The 21,155-nt window shown below is 38.7% G+C and carries 11 protein-coding genes; 2 read left to right on the top strand and 9 right to left on the bottom strand.

The genetic code is table 11. From position 1 onward, the window contains the following. Positions 1-12: 12 nt before the first annotated feature. The 9 genes from AC13EX_RS05250 to AC13EX_RS05290 all read right to left on the bottom strand — a co-directional run bounded on the left by AC13EX_RS05250 (position 13) and on the right by AC13EX_RS05290 (position 17,314). Positions 13-477 carry a hypothetical protein gene (locus AC13EX_RS05250; protein ID WP_482891843.1) on the bottom strand — a complete coding sequence of 155 codons (465 nt, stop codon included), beginning with the start codon at positions 475-477 and terminating at the stop codon, positions 13-15. A 529-nt stretch (positions 478-1,006) separates the two neighbouring features. Next, positions 1,007-1,546, bottom strand: coding sequence for a hypothetical protein (locus AC13EX_RS05255; protein WP_482891844.1), 540 nt, complete (start codon positions 1,544-1,546; stop codon positions 1,007-1,009). A gap of 447 nt (positions 1,547-1,993) precedes the next feature. Next, positions 1,994-3,946: a heparinase II/III domain-containing protein gene (locus tag AC13EX_RS05260; RefSeq protein WP_482891846.1), complete on the bottom strand. Its 1,953-nt coding sequence runs from the start codon at positions 3,944-3,946 to the stop codon at positions 1,994-1,996. A gap of 20 nt (positions 3,947-3,966) precedes the next feature. Next, a complete protein-coding gene (locus AC13EX_RS05265; protein ID WP_482891847.1) occupies positions 3,967-6,120 on the bottom strand; it encodes a heparinase II/III family protein in 2,154 nt (717 codons plus the stop codon). 113 nt (positions 6,121-6,233) lie between these two features. After that, a complete protein-coding gene (locus tag AC13EX_RS05270) occupies positions 6,234-7,643 on the bottom strand; it encodes a BNR repeat-containing protein (RefSeq protein ID WP_482891849.1) in 1,410 nt (469 codons plus the stop codon). A gap of 74 nt (positions 7,644-7,717) precedes the next feature. Further along, on the bottom strand, positions 7,718-9,916 hold the full coding sequence (locus tag AC13EX_RS05275) for a polysaccharide lyase family 8 super-sandwich domain-containing protein (protein WP_482891850.1): 2,199 nt from the start codon (positions 9,914-9,916) through the stop codon (positions 7,718-7,720). Next, positions 9,913-11,778 (bottom strand): heparinase II/III domain-containing protein, encoded by a 1,866-nt coding sequence (locus AC13EX_RS05280; protein ID WP_482891851.1) that lies wholly within the window; start codon positions 11,776-11,778, stop codon positions 9,913-9,915. Before AC13EX_RS05280 ends, AC13EX_RS05275 begins: the two co-directional genes overlap by 4 nt. A 470-nt stretch (positions 11,779-12,248) precedes the next feature. Beyond that, positions 12,249-14,024, bottom strand: a complete 1,776-nt coding sequence (locus AC13EX_RS05285; protein WP_482891852.1) for a RagB/SusD family nutrient uptake outer membrane protein — start codon at positions 14,022-14,024, stop codon at positions 12,249-12,251. Positions 14,025-14,044: 20 nt separating this feature from the next. After that, the gene (locus tag AC13EX_RS05290; protein WP_482891853.1) at positions 14,045-17,314 is read right to left on the bottom strand and encodes a SusC/RagA family TonB-linked outer membrane protein; all 3,270 of its coding nucleotides are present in this window, start codon (positions 17,312-17,314) and stop codon (positions 14,045-14,047) included. Positions 17,315-18,778: 1,464 nt separating this feature from the next. Between AC13EX_RS05290 and AC13EX_RS05295 the strand changes: the two genes are divergently transcribed. Together AC13EX_RS05295 and AC13EX_RS05300 are read left to right on the top strand one after the other, a co-directional pair. Beyond that, complete coding sequence (locus AC13EX_RS05295; protein ID WP_482891854.1) at positions 18,779-19,492, top strand: NUDIX hydrolase; 714 nt, start codon at positions 18,779-18,781, stop codon at positions 19,490-19,492. 60 nt (positions 19,493-19,552) lie between these two features. Next, entirely contained in the window at positions 19,553-20,971 is a 1,419-nt protein-coding gene (locus AC13EX_RS05300) for an alpha/beta hydrolase (protein ID WP_482891855.1), read from the top strand. Positions 20,972-21,155 lie beyond the last annotated feature (184 nt).

Here is a 21,155-nt window from a genome sequence, read left to right on the forward strand (position 1 = left end):
GAATTCGAACTTTTAAATTACAGTTTTACCTATATTGGGTTGTTCATATAATCTAACTGCTTCTTTTTTAATGTATTTCTCAATAAATCTAGCAACCTCTAGTTTCATTGAGTCATTATGTCCATGTATGACAAATCCCTTATTATTCATTTCTGCCACTATTGGTCGATTAATTAAAAAACTTTCATTTAATATTTTCCCTTTCATGATTTTAAAAAGAGGATATAACCTAGAAAACTGAGAGGCTAATCTAAATCCGCTTTCAGACGTGTCACAGTCAAGAAATTCAGCAAAATTCCTATCTTTCTCATTAAAGTATTCTCCAAAAAAATCTCGAGATTCAAAATACCATTCTGTAAATAGATTAATATTCTCTCTCAAATTAACTTTGGAATTCATAAAGTCCTGCTTAGTTAATTCTAAATAAGCTTCTGCTCGATTAGATAAATCTTCAAGTGTAATTTTGGAGTCATTCATTTCAGTATTATTATCATACTTAAATAATTCTAATGTGGATTTTCCTTTATTAAATATTCAAGTCCTTCTCCGCTGAGAAATATTCACACTGGCCACCTACAGTGGAGTTGTCACGTTCACATACATATTCAACATGATCATGTTTTTTCAATTTGTATTCTAGCAACTTAAACTTATGCTTATTCTCTTTGCTTGACATTTTTGTTTTAGCTCAAAAAGATTAGCCAAGGATCTTGGAAAACTGGCATCGTTGGATTCTGCCAAATAATGATCTATATGTTTTCCTTTCTCTTTTCCTGGAAAACAACGAATGCCAACGCCTGTCTATATCATCGTGGCGTATAGTGTAATTTAAAGCTTCAGATACAAAGTAGGAAAGATCTCCGATTTTTCATCATACCTTTTTCATCCAATGTGAAAAATCGGAGATTTTTCCGGTGCTGACATAAAGCAGAGAGCTTTCCTTTACAGGTGAGCCTCCATGGGATATCAGACCACGTTATGAGCTTTTTTCGTTGAGCATTATTTCCTATCCCTTCCATTTTAGAGCATGCATATTACCCATATCGACCTTCATTATGTATTCGTCTTCACCTATGTAATCTTTCAAAAATCTTTCAGAAAAGCCAGCCCCTCCAGAATTTTGTGCGTTAATTAAGACGTTGACCAGAGGAAAAAATGTATGTTTATAGGTACCAACTTTGTAGAAATCTTCTTCTACCATAAGGGTTTGTTCAGTATCACAAATTATCAATGATCCTTTGCCTTTACTGAATTTATTTGCACATTCAAACCGTCCCGTGAAACTTGCGATTTTACCATTTTTACTGATTCTATCGCAAGATCGATATAGAACAGGTCTTGTAGTTGGTAGATAGTTTTTTAGAACGATATTCCACACATCGAAAAAGGCTTTTCTCTTTCCTTCATGACCAGTTAAAATCCAATTCGAGATAAAATTCCTGGTTTGCTCAGTTAACTTTTCATCTTTCTGAAGTACGTCAATCAGATTTTGGGCTATTCCAATTTTCTGATTTTCCGATAATCTATAGTGAGGTTCATTAGACATATTTTATTTCTTGCTCATAACGTACGGCTAAAGTGCAAAGTGCACTTTATTCGCCTTCCAACTACCACTAAAACTAAGGAATAAATACTAAATAAGAAACCCTTTAAACATGTTTTTTTGGAATAATGATAGATTTAATACCTATTTTGCACTAAGCGTTTGTTAAACGTTTACCACCGATTGTATATGGATAATACTGGAAACCTATATGTTCTCCTATACCCCCTCTAGTCCAAGTTTAGCGAAGTGTAACTTGGATCTATAATGCTGAAAGTTTTCAACTTTATTAAATATCAATCCAGATAGAATTAGTCGGTAGGTTTCTGGCGTTTTTCTATTCCTACGACTTCGACAGGCTCAGCCTCCGGTGAAGGTGGGACAAAAAAAATAAGCGTGAATCCTATCCACGCTTATTTTAATTTTATTGGCCTTTTCGGCTATTGAAGTTTATTTCTTGCTAATGGTAAAATCCATATTGCCGGCTTTTACATCGCCGTTGCTTGTCAGGTTGATTCGGTACATGTCTTGTCCCCACTTGCTTTCTACGCCTTCATCTTCCGGTAAATCAAAAGGCATTTTCTCTACTTCTACTTCCATTTCATTTGGATTGTATTGGATTTCAAAGGGGGATACTTTTCCGTCTTTGCCTTGGTAAGCAATGGAAATCAAACCGGGTTTAACCACCTCTACCGGATAAACGGTCATCAGGTGCTGGATAATCTCTCCGGCCTGGGATAGCTTGTAGGTATCTTTTACCGTTACCCTTTTTCCACGGTTTAGCGCGAGGTCTCGCTGCCAGGAAACCAGACCTGCTGACTCGGGATAGGATGCGCTTATATCCAAAGTCATGGATGAACTTCTTCTATTGGTTTCATAAGCAACCTTCGTGGCCTGGTAGGCCCTTCCGGCTGTTTGCGTTTGCCCATTTACAGTAGGCAGGTTGTGGTAGTCCGAACGGTTGAACCAAATGGAATACCGCTCCCCACTGAAAGTCCTTCGGGTATAAGTTCCACTTCCCACATCTATTAACACAGGAAGTCCATCGTAAAATACCACATAGTTTCCGATGTCATTGTGGTTATGGCTTTCATCATTGTGTCCACCTTTGGCAGCAAGGAAAAACCCATCTGTGCTTCCTTCCTGGTCTCGGGCGACCATTACCTGGATGTCTTTCAGCCAAACATCTTTAGGCAAGGGAAGTCCCTTTTCAGCCGCTGCCAATTCATCCTGCATAAACACTTCAAAGAAATGCCTGAAGTAATGAAACCTTGGCAAGGCTTTTTCATTTTGCTCTATATAGTAAGCCCCAAATTTCATCATGTCCGGATCCTCAATGGCCTTTCCATACCTGTAAATCATGGCTGCCGCCATGGTAGGTTTGGGGCTGGCATCTGCGAAATTTAGAAAGTAGTCTTTACTAATTTGCGCCCTATAAATAAACCGTCCCATATTCTTTACCTTTTCATCCTCATAGGCAAACTGAAAAGCTCCATTTGAAGCCTCATTCAACAAGCTAAGGTTGTCAAATAAAGAGGCTGCTGCGGCACCCCAATAGCCCGGTCCCTCATCACATCCCCCATCTTCGGGATAAGGTGTCAAAAATTCGTCCAGCACTTGCATGGCCTTGTTTACATGTGCTACCCTTTTGGCCTCATTGTCTTCTAATAATAGGGCCGTATTGATCCAGTTGGAGCAGATCCATGGATTCCAGTTGTTAGGGGGTCTTCCATTTTCGTTGGCAGACATCCAACCGTGATGTTTGTTCATCAGAGGTTCAAAAATCCTATAGTTGGTTTCATACCGGATTCTTTTTCTTATCTGTGGCGAAATCTCATCAAATTTTTCTCCCAAAAAGTAATCTGCCCAAGCCAAATAAGTGGCCGTTTCGGCTGCAAATAAATCTACGAATGGCTTGGATACATCCATCAATCCTGAATATTCATCTGTTTTGGGAAGGTGAGCGGGCACTCCCCAAAAAGATTCCTCACAAATGGACCAGACCCCATTGACAATAGGGTCAATAAATCTGCCTTTGTTTTCATATAACTCCGCCAATATCATGGCTCCTAAAATCCTCCTCTTCTCAAAGGTGATGTCCTGATATTCAGTCCTGTTTCCATTCCTGTGAATCAACAAGGATTTGGTGGCGGGAATATAAGGCCAGGAGTAATCGATATGCGCATTGGCATAATCAAGGAAAAACTCCATTTGCTCTTTGTCCGCCTTGTTCCAGGCTTCTCTATTTTCTAAAGCCGGAAAAGGTTGCCAATCTTTTAAGGGAATCAGCACTTCGGCAAGCTCTTGCTCACTGTATCGGCTACTGATTAGATCCTGACTGAATGCGTTTAGGGATAATATAACCCCCGAAATAAGCAGGAATAAGTGTTTGGTTTTGATCATTGTGATATGGGTTTAGGCAGTTACTTAAAGTATAACTTGTGAGTACCCTTTGGCAAAGGAATTTTCATCCATTCATCCTCAGTCTCCGGGTTTTCTATTATTTTATCGTTAATGTATAAGCTTCTTGAAGTTTTGCTTTTTAAATATAGGACTGTATTTTCTTTTGCGAGTACACTTATAAATCGATGCTTCATCCATAGGGTAAGCTTATGCTCTGCCTTAAATTCGAGCTCACCATCAGAAAAATCTGTAGCATTTTTTGCGAATATAAAATTGCTCGCTCCAGCTATTTCTCTATGGATAAAGAAATCTCCCGAAAAGTGAAACTTATCATAGGAAATGGTACGATCCGGTGTATGGCTGTTAAAAACAAGGTCCTCTGCCCCATCCTTATGTTGAATTAAATGGGCATCATGGGTAGCCTGCACACTTGGCTGAAGCTGCATGCCTTTGTCCGGTTCAGCCAGGGGGTTTAATAAAGTCACAATGTTTTTCTTGCCTGATTCCTCTGGGGAATAAATGGCTTCCAATCTGGAATGCTTGGGGTAATCGGGATATCTGGAAGGTATGGCAGAGGCCACAGGGCTTTGGTTGACTTGCTCAGGTTTTGTCAGGTAATGAATGCCCAATGCAGTTCCTGGTACCGTAGGAAAATGATCTATTGCAGCCCGGTAGGATTCGTTTACCACTAGGGTATCAATTTGACTTTCATTGGCAGGATGCAGATAGGAGGTGATTTTTTTCCCTTCCACAGCTTCCACCTCATCCAAGAGCAGTACATAGGCTTTTGAATGCCGAGTTTTGTGCAACAAAATCATGCTTCGGTTGTGAAAAGCTGTAGAAAGAGCCGGTCCGGCATCCCCCATGGCATAGTCAAAATCCTCCCGACTAATGTGTTCCACAATTCCATTGCCCAATCGGGAATCATGGTCTTTACCATCAATGGTGAGGGTATTGTTTAAAGCTGCTGCCCGGGTGGGTTCACCAAGTCTCCCTCCATTGACCAAAAGCCTGTTCCCCATTCCAGATAATGCCAAGCCGTTGGTTTCTTGGTGGGTATGCCATTCATCTTGACTCTTAATATTGTAAAGCACTGTATGGATGCCCTCAGGGTTCTTCGCACTTTCTCTTAAGAAGGCACCGCCATCTTCATATACACTGCTTTTAGGATATTGCGGGTAAGGCAATTTACTGTGAGGGAGCAGGTAACTGATAATATGGCCGCGTTTCTTGTCCTCTTCATGAAACCAGGCTGTATAGGCAGCAGCTTGCTCATCAAAATTCCCCACCCTGGCATGTAACAAATCATTTTTCAAGCCTTGGGAAGGAAGCATGTCCCCTATAATCGCCATTTCCTTGCTATTGTTCACACTCGCACTGAATAACCAGCGGTGGAACTTTTTAAGCTTTTCATTGCTGTAGTACCTCTTGTCTATGCCGGTAAATTCTAAAACATCCATGTATCCGGCTTTGGAAATACGGCTGTCTCCTCCCCCTACTCTTTCCCAAGCGTAATGAATCGTTACGGGGGAAACTCCATCAGTTGTAATTTGATGCATAATCCCGTTGTAATAAGCATCGTCCGGACCGGTCCGATCGCCTTTGTAGATGTCCCAAACACCATGGGTACCCAGTCTTACATCGGTCCAACTTCCTTTACGGTTTATTTTAAAAATTTGGGATTCAATCAGCTTTTCACAAGCCAGAATCTCCTCTTTGGTCAAATCATTGTAAACAATGTCAAGTGCCAGGATGGCCACAAAGAATGAACTCATGGGCGGAACAACACCACCCCAATCTCTTTTTTCAGTAAGTTCTAATTTTGAATAATTGTTTAAAATAAGGTCTTTGACTTTTTGGGCATATCTGTCTTTGTCTTCGGGATATAAAATATAGGACAAAGCAACAGCTCCCATATAATCCTGAAGTTCATAAGCTCCCATAATTGGTTCACTGAACCCCTTTTCAGTGATCTCTAGGGCATCCTCAGCCATGGATTTCCAGGGTTCATAAAATGCCTTTTGTCTGTGCTGTTCAAATTGATCTGCTTTTACGATCAAAAAAGGATGAGAAACTTGCTGCGAAAAGACACTTAAAGAATGAAGAAGCAAAAGACTTAAGGTCAAGACATTCAACCCAAGCACCTTAATAGCATTTAATGAAATTTTGGACATATTTATTTTGATAGCAACCACATTTATTTCTTTTCCTAGCTAAGGCCTTATATCAACTATTGAAAGTAAAAGAAACCATCAATTAAGACATTAATGGTTTCTTTTTTAGCCCCCTATTCCAATTCGTACAAGTAAAGTACAGATGGATTTGGCCAAGGTTCAGGATAGGCCCTGTCTCTGTTTGGTGGTAGGGTTTCCCATTTCAAACGATAGGTTTTTCCATTTTCTGACCCTCCTAAGTCATTGGTAGTCCTTATTTCCAGCCCCTCAAAGTCTCCCTCAAGTTTAAGGTCAGCACCAAAATTATCCGGTTTCAACACCTCCCCTATGGTGTTTAAATCTTTATCTAATAGCAAGACCCCTTCACCATATTTTATATGTTGGTAGCCCAGTTCATAATTCCCATCTTCTCTTCGGTTAAAATCCCCTAACCGAACTTCAGAAGGTATACTTCCCCGACCGGAAAACTCCCAACGATAATCCCAGTCGGTTACTTGTTTGGCCTTCCAAGCGCCTTCTTCGATCCTGCTTACATAAAATTGTAAGTTGCCATTTTCATCATACTTATGAAAAGCCATCAATGGCGCATTGTTTTCATCCAAGCATAACTTGGCAGCAAGATTGATTATGCCCCCTTTTGGTGGAACCGGATCGACAACCACATTTTTCTGATCGATGGTAACTGGAAGCAACACTTGGTTGCCAAATGCATCGTACCAATTTTTCATGTCCGGACTTTTGATATAGGACAGGTCGTGATTGGTTTCACAATCCGGTGTATCCCTCCATACCCAATACATATGGTACCAATTGTCTTCTCTCAAGGAAGGTTGAGAAGCATAGGCATTCATCTCTCCCTGTCCATCTGTCAAGGGACTGTCTAGCAAACGTGTCCATTCCTTAGAAGCTACATCGTAAATATTGTAAATCTCATTGCCATTGCCACTTCCACCATCACGGTAATGAAACAATAAACGGCCTTCCCTGTCTTTCATAAAGTTAGGGTAAGTACAGCGCTTTTCGTTTTCGCCAACCATTTCCATTTCTTGCTTCAAGCTGCTGATATCATTGGGTTTTCTACCTCTGAAATAAGTGATAGGATGCACATGCATGTTGCCCGCCAGGTGTAAATACCCTTCTGAATCAATACCTATGGTAACCGAATTGTGGCTGTCCCAGCCAAGTAGGGTACTGGTCCCCTGCCCTTCTTCCCTATCAAACACAGGCAGTTGATACAGTTCAAATTGATCCTCATCAAGATTTCTTTGCCCCACCGTCATGTGCCTGTCTTTGTTGTAATAGGCAATGTATTGACGATTTTTGTGGGTAAGCATGGAAAAGCCTACCCTATGGCCTGCCCATACACTATCTATAGGTATGATTTTATTTACACTAAGTTTTTGGTCGCGCTCATCAATTACAATGGGCTCTTCTGAAGTTTCATGACTTTTTTGATTGCATGAAATCAAAGCCAAAAATACAAGCCACACAAGACTTAAATTGACATTCAAAATTCTATTCATAGGTTTATTATCTTAAAATTAAGCAACATCAAAAGTAGCTTGACCCAATCAATTGATACCTCAAATGGGACTCCTTAATCCCCCAATATTACACTACTTCCGGCAAACTCACCTTCCGGAAGCTTTACGGTTAAATCACTCACCCAACTTTCAGCGTTCCAATTGGTATGCAGATGTGGGGATTTAATCGCTACTTTTCCATTAACTTGCAGGTGAATTTTGCTCAATTTTCTACTTGGGTCAGCTACTGCCATTTTAACAATTTTATTACCATCAAGGTGAATCAAAAGCAAGCCTGGCCCATCCATAGTTATTTCCAATCCATTGCCAATTTTCAATTTACCAGCCTGGTAGAAATTGGCTTGTACCTGTAACAATTGCTTGTGTCTGACGGCCTGAATGGCTTCTGTATTGGACAAAATTTCAATTTGATCATTGCTGCGATAGGCCTTTGTTTCCTCCAAAGTAACATTGGGCAATACCAAATAGGCATAATTGCCTTCTCTCACATTATTGCCGTGATTTATCCAAAGGCTGAAAACATCCATTGATACATCCTCCTGAGGAGCCCTTGTTTGTTTATTGATAGTCGTCCAGCTTCCTGTAACTTCACCAAAAGACATTCCCAGGGCTTCAGGCTGCAACAAAAAATAGCCAACATTGTCATGATGCACCCAATTAATATCCTTTAGCGCATACTCTCCCTGAGTTAAAGCTTTCACTTTATTGCCCTCCTGTACATGAACCTGACCAGATAGCAGCAATTGACTTAAGGTAGTAAATACCTCTTGCTTGCCTTTAGCATTTATACCTGCTCCCAGACAAACATATTCCTTGTCAAAGAAAAACCAGCTTTTTCTGGCTTTTAGGGGATCATGGGGGCTGATAAAGTCAAAAGCCACACTTCCATATAAATCATCTGTGACCGCGCCTACAAAATCTGTATAGCCGGATTTTTGAATTTGATCCGGATCCGGAAGCTTTTCTTTTTGCAGAATGGTGGCCCCGGGAATTTTCTGAAAATCCATAACCGGAAAAATATCCAAGTATTCTTCCCCGGTTAAAGAAAGGTGATTGGTCCCATCTCCCCGGTGATGGTTCATTAATCCTTCACTGTTATAGGGCACCTCCATATTGTCATTCCTTATGGAGTACATTCTTACAGAAGTAAAAAAGCCCGGCCTCTGAAAGGTGAAGAATTCCGTTTGCCAAAAGTACTTACCATAGGACAAGGAAACCTTATGGATCCCTTCTTCTCTAATTTTTACAATTTCTTCCAAATCACTTTTCCGATAATCAGTAGCCTGAACTAGTTTTCTTGGCGTCTTGGCATCCAAAGCATGAAGAGCGCCCGGTCGGGCAATGCTTCTGTTTTTTGCTCCGGCCTCTAAATATTTTCCAAAAGCCAGGTTTTTACTAATGCCATCTAAATAATAGTCCACCAAAATTTCTACCTTATCTCTGGAAAAGGCATATTGGGTAGCTGCGGTATATACCAGCCATTCTACGAAAGCATCTGCATAGCCTAATCCATAGGAACTTGTATTGTTTACCCGATCTACTCGATGATGAAAGCTAAAGTCTCTCTGAAGGCCACGGCTACCTGTGGAAAATTTTATTTCTCCTTCGATCACTTTCAAAACAGTTTCAAATTTTTCCTTCTCGCCTAGAAACAGTAGGTTTTTTGCCAAAATACCGGCAATTTTTATTCTATCCCCACTAGGTCTTGCCCCTGAGGCATTGAGATGGGCCCTTCCGATAATGGGTTGGGCGGCTTGCACCAATTCTTCCGGCAATTCATCTCCTAACAATAACATCACTGCCACCAGATTATTTGGTGTGCCTATTTGATTGTACCACCAATTGTCGCAGAAATAATCGTTTTGTACCCAATGGTCCAGCGCATTGGAAATTGCTTGCTTTACTTTTGGACTACCTTTATACTTTGAATTTGGCTGTCTGTAAGCTTTGGCCAAGTCAACCATGTTTGTGGTATGGACAATATGTTCAAAGCCTGTTCTTGACACATCTTGGTAATTGATTCCGGGCCAGGTTCCGTCCTGCTTTTGTGTAGCAAGCAGCTCTGCTATGTCTTCATCATCCACCTCCGCAAGCAGGTATTCTGCCACTACCCTTTGCTTCACCATTTTAAAATCAGAGGCAAGTACCGGTAAAGCGAAGGCGCACAATAGGCAGCATAACAGCAGCACAAACGTAAAGCGACTGCCAAAGGAAGATGCACCTCCTTTGGCAGTTGAATTATAAGTTATCACAATGCTTTTAATTTAACCTTGATTACATCCGTATTGTCTTCAATCAGGTAAGCGGGAATCCTAATCTCCAATCTTTTTAGCCCTTCAATCTGTCTGTCAAGTTTCAAAGGGGCCGGGTCAAGTGAAATTACAGATACCATAATGTCCGGGTGAGAAAGATTTTCTAACATTATCTTTTTCCCATCTTGGGTAAGTACAGCACCTCCGTCCACAATACTTACATCTGCCTGGGTCATCATCTGCCAGGTGATCATTTTGGTGTGCACATTGGTTTCTATATGGTCTTCAATAACAAGAGATTTATTGTCCGGTTTGATAAATTTCCTGGTAGCTTTTTTTAGGTTATTTCCAAAGACAGGGGTCAAATCAAATTCTGCTTCAGGCTGATCCCCTTTGGTTACACTCAACATTTTGGCAAAACCATCATTTACATGAAGTTCACCATTGACAGTCAAAGTGCTGTGACCATAATTGTTTTTGGTCAGTAAGGTCCAGCGTTCACAATCCTGACAAGAACTCCAAAGGTCAAAGCCTTCTTGTTCCAAGGCATTGTATCCTTGATTCCCTGGATCAATGCTCCATCTCACACCATTAAGTTCCCAGATGAATGAGCCAGCATCCAAATTTCCATGGGACACGGTGCCTTTACCACCTTTACCTCCAAAATAATAACCCTCACCATCACGCATGATCACGATTGGGTTTTTGCCATCGCCTTTATAAACAAGAGGCAATTCCGCTTCAGCAGTTTTTTCAAATTGTGCCAACCACACCAAGCCAGCGCCTGCAATTCTATGAAGCTTGCCAAAATCAGCAACCGGTTGGCTAAATTTATCATCTTCTATGTACAGGGAATTCCCACTTTGGGTAGCAAACCAGGCCAAAATGATGTCTCCCGAATCACTGTGACGGTCACCACAGTCTGCATAATTGTAATAATTTCCCGAAGGAGCAATTGTTAATTTTCTAAAATCTGCACTTTCTTTAAAGGCAGGGTAATCGCCTATACCGAAGTCAGTTTTAAAAGCTGTTTTTAGCATGGCAGAGGTAAGTACAGTAAAGGCAGTACCATAACCCCAATAGGTAGAACCTTCAGGATAAGCCCCATCAGGCCCATATTGCATAAGCCCATTCGGAATTCCATCGAGTGAACGATGAATGGTTTTGGCTGCCAATTCAATGTCCTGATCTGCAATCACAAGAGAGGCAGCAATCATCCCTGCATTACAAACCTGATTCCAGTTATTGGTACCATACATTCTACCTTTGTTTCCATTCCAGCTTGGCTCAATACCTTTCTGTATCAATGCCTCCTTCGCAAGCTTCAAAGTAGCAGCTGGCAAATCATCGCCTACCCAGTCAATGGCCAAAGCGACAGCCGTCGCCATCTCGGCCACATCAAGGAAATGAGAAGGGTTCCAGTCAGAAAAATTACTTACAGCAATAACTTCCTCATTAATCTTATCTAGGTATTTCTTGTCCTTTTCGATGATATAAGCAATTCCCAATACATTGACACGGTGCAGCATGTCTCGTGAGGTACCTAATAGTCTTCGCCCGATAACATTTCGAGTAAGCACAGGCATTGTGATTACATCATCCGCATTGGCTTTTAGCGCATTATAATAGTTCCTCACCAAAGGGTCACTTTTTATCTTACGCTTCAAATTTCTTTCAAGTGCTGGCGTAAGTGCCAGTTTTGGACCCGACTTTTTCAGGTGCCGTTTCAGATAGTTTACTGTTATCGGATTCTCCAATTTCACAGTATCCATGCTTAGAAACTCTGCTTCGACTGCAAATAATGGGTTCCATAGCATGGCTATGATGATCAACAATGGTAGAATGGGTTTTGCTATTTTCATGTGACTAAAAGTTATTATAAAGTATATTTTTAAGTTATCCGAAAATGAATAAAATTCAAAATTTAGTTTACTTGGCCTAGTTCTCGCGGTTAATTTTTACTTACCTAATATTGCCCCCAACTTGATCAATTGCCTTTTTTCTGCTGATTAGCATCATCCTTTGAAGCAAGGCCAGTATGGTTTTTGTCAAGGAGTATTTGCAATGTTTTAACTTGGAAAGGCTTGGAAGTTCATATAAACATTGATCCTATTCTAAGAGAAAAATAGAATACCTATAAGAATACAATTCTTGTTTGGAGATGGGGTACATTTTGGGTTAAGTAATTAAAGGAACAATTTAAAATATCCTCATTAAATATCCTTTCCGCTTGTAAAAAAAGGCATAAAAAAACCTGCCGAAAATGGTGTTTAAATTTAAACAATCCGTTTCGGCAGGCCTTTCTGTATTAAAAATTCTGAATAATCTTCAATTAATTGTATCCAGGATTTTGTACTAATTGTGGGTTTTGAGCCAAATCATCCAATGGTAAAGGCCATAAATAATGCTTGGCTTCATCAAATACAGGATTTGCCCAATCTGTGCCTTTGTAAACATCGATATAAGTTTTACCTGATTCCGGATCTACACTAGTCTGTACTGTTGCACCTTCAAATCTTGCCTGGTTTTCAGGGCTCCACTGAACTCCCATGTCTGGGATTTCCAGTTTTTTACCTTGTTTCCATCTTTTAAGATCATTGTACCTGAAACCTTCCAAGAACAATTCCACTCTTCTTTCCCTTCTGATTTCAACGATTAGGGGAGAAACTCCATCATTTGCATACCTTGGATCCATCGGTGGATCCATCATTAGATGCGGCATGTTAACACGGTCTCTTAATTGGTTGATACTCAAATCCAGATCACCTTGAGTAATTTCACCAAGCTCAGCTTTTGCTTCTGCATAGTTTAACAATACTTCTGCATACCTAAGAATTATCGCAGGCGATTCAGCAGTATTATATGCTTTACCAATCATATCATCTGCATTGTAGTGTTTGATAATATGATATCCAGTAGTAGTGGTAAATCCACCTGACATTCCAACAACTCTAGGGTAATCCCTTCCATCACCTCTATCATAATTGTACTTTTCAGTATCATCAGGATGCAAAATGGTTTGTCTTAATCGAGGATCACGGTTTGCAAATACATCTTCAATGGTATCATCTCCTTGATAAAGGGTAGATATCGAAATAGGTTTACCATCAGTTGCTAGAAAATCTTCAACAAAACTTTTAGTAGCACCTCCTGAATAACTGAAGTAACTTTGTACATGATTCGTATAGATACCTAACTGATACCTTCTCCAAACCATTACTTCAGGGTTTCCACTGATATCAATTTTTCTCATAAATGAATTAAAATCATTTTCTGGATCACCTGTATTGTAAATAGCATAAGGGCTATTGTCAATTACTTCTTTGGCGGCTTCAGCTGCTTCTCTTATCCACATTTCAGCATTGGAACCTCCATGATATTTTCTATAGGTTCCCTCATATAAACATAATCTGGATTTAATGGCTAATGCTGCCCATCTGTTTAAACGACCAGGTTCGTTGCCATCACCCCAATCATCCGGAATATTTTCAGTAGCAAAATTCAAATCTTCCAAAACTTTATCCATAGCCTCTTCTCTCGGAGTTCTGGCTGCAAATAACTCATCAGAATCAATGTTCAACTCTCTGTCCACCCATGGAACATCTCCAAATTTCTGAACCTTTTCTGCATAAAACCAACCTCTTAATAAACGGGCTTCTCCTACATATTTATTTCTGACTTCCTCAGAAATATCCGCTTTACCGTAATTTTCCAGTCCTACATTGATGGCTCTTACGAAATTCCAACCTTTATAACCAAAACGCTGAGGGCCATTTGGCACAATTTGTTTTCCGGCACGGACTTGTTGAAAAAACGCATGTCGGTCATGTCTTGGAGCAAGGTTATCAGAAAATTCATCTAAAAACCAATAACTTCCCCAGTGACTATTAAAACCATCGAAATGACCATGAAGAATAGGTACATTGTCATCATTCAATGCCAAATGGTAAAGGCTATTATTATAAACCATTAAGTCATTTTCTGTATTCCAGAAGGTCTCATTACTAACCTCATCAAGTGGGTAGCGCTCCAAGAAATCATCGTTGCATGATAATAGCAATAATGGTGTCAGGCAAACGGCAGCCCATATAAATTTATATATTTTCATACTTTTTTCGATTTAAATAATTAAAAGGTAATCCTTGCACCTAAAGTATATACCCTTTGCATAGGATACTCGATAGCTCCTGCATAAATTGATTCAGGATCCAAAGGCTTGCGAATCGGAGAATATTCCCAAAGATTCATGCCTGAAAAATAGATATTGGCATTTTGGAAACCAATGGTCTCCATCCAGTTTTGAGGAAGATTGTAACCTAAATTGGCATTCTTCAAACGGATGTAACCGGCATTTTGCAAGAACCTGCTTTGTGTTTGGATGTTTTTCTTGTCATTGGTAGAAATATGAGGCGCTGCAAAATAGGCATCTCTGTTATCCTCAGACCAAGAATCGGTGATGAAATATTTCTCCACATGTCCGGCATTGAAAGGGAAAAACCAGGTCCAGTTTCCAGAAGTAGGCCAGTGGTCTCTTTTCCAAATACCTTGGAAGAAAAGATTCAAAGTGAAATTCTTCCATTGTAAATTATTATTCAATCCAAAAGACAATCTAGGTGTATCGTTTCCTATGATTTTCCTATCTCCAGGATCACTTAAAGTACCATTACCAGTAGAAATTATTCCATCTCCATTTAAATCTGCATACTGAATATCACCAGCTCTCCAATTGGCACCTAATCTTGATTGATCAGGAGCATTGTCTACCTCCTCTTGTGATTGAAAAATACCTACGGTCTCGTAACCCCAGATTTCCCCTAGTTTTTGACCTACATAGTACTGATTGATTACCCCTTCAGGGTTTTCAAATTTAGTAATTTCAGCAGTCCAATCGGAAAGGGCCAATGTAACATCATAAAAGAGCTCATCTTTAACTCTATCTTTCCATGTTACTGCCAACTCCCAACCAGTAGTTTTCAAATCAGCTGCATTAGACTGTGGTGCACCTGTACCCAAAATAGAAGGATAATCTCTACGCATCAACATGTCTTTGGTTTCTCTAGAGTACACATCAAAGGAAGCATCGATTTTACCTCCAAATAGCGTGAAATCAACTCCTATATTTTGAGAAACAACCGTTTCCCATGTCAAGGTTGGACTTACTAGTCCCGCAGCAGATACATATGGGGTACGCTGTCCAGCGCTAAGCATAAAGCCTGATTGACCTGTACCCAAGGTTGGTATATATGGGTAATAATTGCTACCCAATAATTGGTTACCTAAAGTACCGTAAGAACCTCTTATTTTCAATTCATCCATCCAGCTTTTAGTACTGGCCATCCAATTTTCATTGGAAATTCTATACCCAGCTGAGAAAGATGGGAAGAAACCAAACCTACTGTCAGAAGGGAATCTAGAAGTACCATCATATCGACCATTGGCTTCCAATAGAAAACGCTCATCAAAGATATAATTCACTCGGTAGAATGCGCCTCTTAAAGAAACATGACTACTGCTACCAAAGGTTTGTTGCAAGCCTGTTGTTGCATTCAAATCCGTAATCAATGGTGTAAGCAAAGTATTGGCTTGTGCCCTAATAAATTTATTTTGACCCCATTCCTGGTTGAATCCAACCATAGCAGTTAAGCTATGAACTTCAGGTAATTGAAATTTGTAATCAGCAAATGCGTTGAAAACATAATATTGGTTGTACCGACTTTCTTCATTGATGAAGTCGTTACCACTAAATCCATTACTGATAAGACCTGCAGCCAAAAGATTTGTGTCAACAATTTCGATTTTACTTGCAACATCTTGCTCAGACCTGTGAAAGAAATTATAAGAGAAATTCGACTTAATTGTCAATCCTTCAACCGGGTTTAAAGTTACTCCTTGAGTTAACCAAATATCATTGTTGGTCCAGGTAGAACGTCCACCATCTTCCAAATAAGGGAAGAAGTTGGTTCCTCCAAAATACTTACCTATATAAGGTGCATAAGTATCTCTATCTCCTTCGGTAACATAGTAAGGCAAATCTGGGAAAGTTATTGGCATAATAGGGTTTACCCTTGCCAAAGTATTAATGTTTACATCCCAGTTGTAGAAATAAGGCTTGTCACTTTGCTGAGAGTTTACAACTATTTTCTCATCCAATGTCAACCAATCTGTTACTTTAAATTCGGCTTTCATTAAGATATTGTAACGCTTAAAATTTTCGTTACGATCTGAATTAAGGTAGCCGTCTTTATTTAAATGACCTATGGAAACAAAATATTTCGAATTCTCTGATCCACCAGAGATAGACAGATCATGTTGCTGAGATGGCGCAAAATCAGTCATTATCTTTTCGGTGTAATTATTAAAGCCATAAAACCTCAAGTTACCATTTGCAACTCCCCATTCGTTTTCCGGAATTGGATTTTCTGACCAACGTTTGGTACCATCGATCATGTCCTGATCGTAACTTGGTACACCATTTGTACGAATGTTAGCTAAATTTCTGGCTTGAACAAATTCATACGGATCTGTAACAGGATCCATATTGAATATTGGCTTACCTAATGAATACTGACTGTTTAAGGATACACGTACTTTACCTTCTTTACCACTTTTTGTAGTTACCAATACCACACCAAAAGCTGCTCTAGCACCGTATACTGCAGCTGCAGCTGCATCTTTAAGTACAGAAATACTTTCGATATCATTTGGGTTGATTCTATTGATATCCATAGGAACGTTATCTACCAAAATAAGTGGCGAGCCACCATTAATAGATTGATATCCCCTAATATTAAAACTCGGGCTTTGGGAAGGATCACCATTCCTAGGAGCGATATTTAAATTTGGTATCACACCTTGAAGACCTTCACCCACGTTTGCAATTGGTCTATTTTGAAGCCTTTCGCTTGTGGCCACACCTACTGCACCAGTAAGGTTCACTTTTTCCTGTGTACCATAACCTACTACCACTACTTCGTCTAGAGATTGGGTATCTTCTTTCAAAGTAATGTTTATTGTGCTTCTGTTGGCAACATTTACCGTTTGGCTTTCAAAACCTATAAATGAAAATATAACACTTGCATTTTCTGCAACAGTAAGTGTGTACTTTCCATCTAAATCAGTTGCTGTACCAATAGATGTTCCAGGAACGGATACGGTTACACCAGGAATTGGCATACCATTCTCGTCCGTCACAACACCAGTTATCGTAACATCAAATTCGGCATTGGCATTTTTTAATTTGGCACTGGCCAAAACCGTTTGATCTTTGTTAATGTTTTCCAAATTTTTATTTAAGCCTTCAGATTGAGCCATTAGGCCTCCTGAAAACAAACAAAAAAGGATTGCCGGGAGCCATGACATCGGTTGCATGTCCCGGTAAAAATGTAAACTTTTTTTCATAGTGGATTATTTGTTAATTGATTTAATTCTTAGGATTTCATTCCTAATTCAAACACTGCTTAATGGATTAAAATATTATGTTCATAGGCTTATGTATTTATGGTTATTTTGCAATATCACACAATTTATTTCGAAATAATGATCTGCTTTTAGATCGGTTACGAATAAATATCTAATTTTTAATAAAAATTTTCAAAGAAAACCATATATACTGAATGTTTGAAAGGTTATTTTAGGGTTCTCCAAAATTTTATAACATCGAAGTTTAAATATATTTTTATGAAGAAAAAAGTAAATAATGTAAAAATGTAAAAATTCAAGAAAAAATAATATATTAATAATTTAGTTTAAACATAGGGAGGCTACTTTTATTTTTTCCTGTGAGCAGAATATAATATCAATGGCAAAAACATTGTTTTAACGGGTTAAACTAAATTTAAAGTCATAAAACTATCAAACGAGGTCAAATGTTTAAAAAGTACATTTTCACCATCTATAATTAATATTCCTTGGTCACTACATAACTTTAGGTACATTTTTAAAAAACATTGATAAAATTTAATCAAGACCCAAAATTTTAACCTGATGTTTACAATAAAAAATCTATTTCATGCTAAAATCGCTTCAAAATAGTTCTTGAAAGGTTCTTTAAGCAATTAAGTAAGCCCTGCTTTGTATTGGCATTGTTGCAAAAAAATGCAACCGAACAGCCAAAATCATTTAGCTTCTAACCATCTTATCTATGAGAACACAACAAGGCAACAGCTCTTTCAAACGATAAATAATATTCATTTGTCTAAACTTCACACCTTCGAAAGCATAGTTGGGTTTTTGAGAAAGAGCTTGACAAATTTTAAAAAGTAGGAAAAAAAGCATCAACTACTAAGGCTGTTTTCGATTTTAATTCAAGACCCTGATAAAAACCTCAAAAACAGTGGGTATTGACTAATCATATAGGGCTTTAACACTTCTAAGCTATCGTGATACATGCCTTGGGTTTAAATTAAGTGTATTTTTAACCTATTTTAAAAAATCATAAATTCTTTATTTTTACTTGTAGACCAAATTCAATGAAGCTTTGGCACAAAATCCTCTTGTAAAAAACCACAAATTGAATATTTTTTGAAAAAAATTAATTTGGAAATATTACAGTAAAATCACAAGTCTGCCTAGGGGTCAATACAAGCAACTTTCTTAATTTTAATTGATTTAGTAAATATTTTCAGAATAAAATTTAACCCATTATTAAATATATTACGTCATTTTTTAAATTTTTGGTTAAATAAACAAGCACATTTTGAAAAAAATTGTCGAAATTTGAAATTCTAATTGATTAGAGAAGAAGGTAGCCGTAAAAATATTTTAAAACAAAATCGCCATCGGGTACGTAACTCATGCAATAAAAGAGTTAAATTCAACTTTCAAATAAATTAGTGTTAATAACACAATATTAAAGAATCAAAAATGTTTAAATATTCAAGTCAAACTAGAGTTCTGGTAGCTGTTGATTGTATAATCTTTGGGTTTGATGGTGTCGATTACAAACTATTAATGGTCAATCGGGGATTTTCTCCTGAGAAAGAAAAATGGAGTCTTATGGGAGGGTTTCTTAAACCTAACGAATCCCTAGATGAGTCTGCCAATCGAATACTCAAAGAACTCACCGGTCTTGAAAATGTATTTATGGAACAAATGCATGCCTTTAGTAATCCAAAAAGAGATCCTGTTGAACGAGTGGTAGGGGTAGTTTATATGGCCTTAATTGATATTAAAAAATACCAAAAACAAACCAATGATGAATTTCAAGCACGTTGGTTCCAAATGGATCAAATACCCAAATTGATATTTGACCACCAGGAAATGGTGGAAATGGCTTTTAGCAGGTTAAGAAGTAAGGCCGCATTTCACCCAATCCTTTTTGAATTATTGCCAGAAAAATTCACTTTACCAAAACTTCAGACCTTGTACGAAAAATTGTTTGCTACTAAAATTGACAAACGAAACTTTACAAGAAAGCTACTTTCAAGCAAGATCATTCAAAAGATAGAAGAAAAGGACAAAACCGCTTCAAAGAAGGGTGCATTTTATTACACACTGAATGCTTCTAATTATAAGGAGAACTTTCAAAGAACGCTAAACTTAATCCCTAGAAGCGAAATACCTTCTCTTATAGAATAGTAATCATTACTTAAACTGCCTTTTTTCCATATATTTATACTTGCTAACCTCTAAGTATATATGGAATCTTCCTTGAGTTTAAAGTCATCTTTATTTTATTTAATTTCTGGTCTATTTTTTTTGACTACATCCATAAGCCATGCCCAGACTATCTCTGGTTCTTGGGTAGGAAAGTTGGACTTGGGCCTACAACAACTCCCTTTAATTTTTAATTTTGAACCTGAATCCGAAGGTTGGAAAGGAACCTTGGACAGCCCTCAGCAGAATGCTTATGGTATCCCTTTGACAAGTGTATTGTTTGACGGGACACTTCTCTCCATACAGATTACCACTTTGAGCGCAACCTTCGAAGGCACCCTTGTTGACAACAGCATTACAGGGCAATTTAAACAATCGGGTCTTTCCCTGTCTCTAACCTTGTCCCCATCTAAGAAGAAAGCCGATAACCAAATAAAGCATCCACAAACTCCACAAGGCCCCTTTCCCTATGAAATTATCAACACTTCCTTTGTCCAAAAAGAAGATGATCTATTACTTAAGGGGACAGTGACTAAACCTCAGGGTGAAGGACCTTTTGCCTCTGTAGTACTTATTAGCGGTTCTGGTCCCCAAGACAGAAATAGTGAAATTTTCGGACATGTACCTTTCTGGGTAATTGCTGATCACCTTACCCGACAAGGAATAGTTGTCTTGCGATACGATGACCGCGGAGTAGGTGAGTCAGAAGGAACCATGGAAGGTGCTACAACACATGACTTTGTAAAAGATGCTTGGTCGGCAGTGGAAAAATTAAAAAGCTTCTCTTTTGTAGACAAAGATAAAATAGGAGTTATAGGCCATAGCGAAGGAGGCCTAATTTCCTGGATGATGGCTGCGAATAACACAGGAAACATTGCTTTTATTACTGCCCTAGCTCCTCCAGTTATCTCTATTGATAGCCTAATGAGTGAACAGACTTACGATATAATAATGGCTTCAGGTGCTGAAGAAAACCTGGCCAAGGAGCAGCAAAGCTATAATTTCAAGTTGTACCAATTGGTAAAAGAAAGCCAAAGTCCTGTAGAGGCTAAAGAAAAGTTAAGAAGATTCATCGCTGAAGACGAGCGATTGGTTCACTTGGATAGTTTGGAAAAAGCGGTCCAAATTGATCAGCGACTAGAGCAGTATGCCAAATTAACAGCTCCCTGGTTTTATAATTTTATAAAAACTGAACCAAAAGATTTTATCCATCAGGTAAGCATACCCTCATGGGTAGCATTTGGCAGTAAAGACAAACAGGTGAATGCCATCTCAAATAAGGAGGCCCTTATAAAAATGGGCCTTCCAAATATCAATGTAAATGTATACGATGGGCTAAATCATCTGTTCCAAACAGCAGAAACCGGAGCAATTTCCGAATATGGGACCAATACTGAAACATTTAACCCGAAAGTACTGGAAGATATGAGCAACTGGATTAAAAGCATAAAACCTGAATAAGACAATTTGCCATACAGAAAAAATGGTTTTGAGTATTATTAGCTTATTGAACTTGAGTTAAACCCGAAATAAGAGGCTAAGCCTATAGTATATAAAAACACCCCAATTTGGACCCTATTATAGCTTTATCATTGCAACAATATCGCCCATATTGGGATGTCAATAGATCAGTTAACAGGAGGTA

Source organism: Cyclobacterium sp. L-R (genome assembly GCF_056859355.1).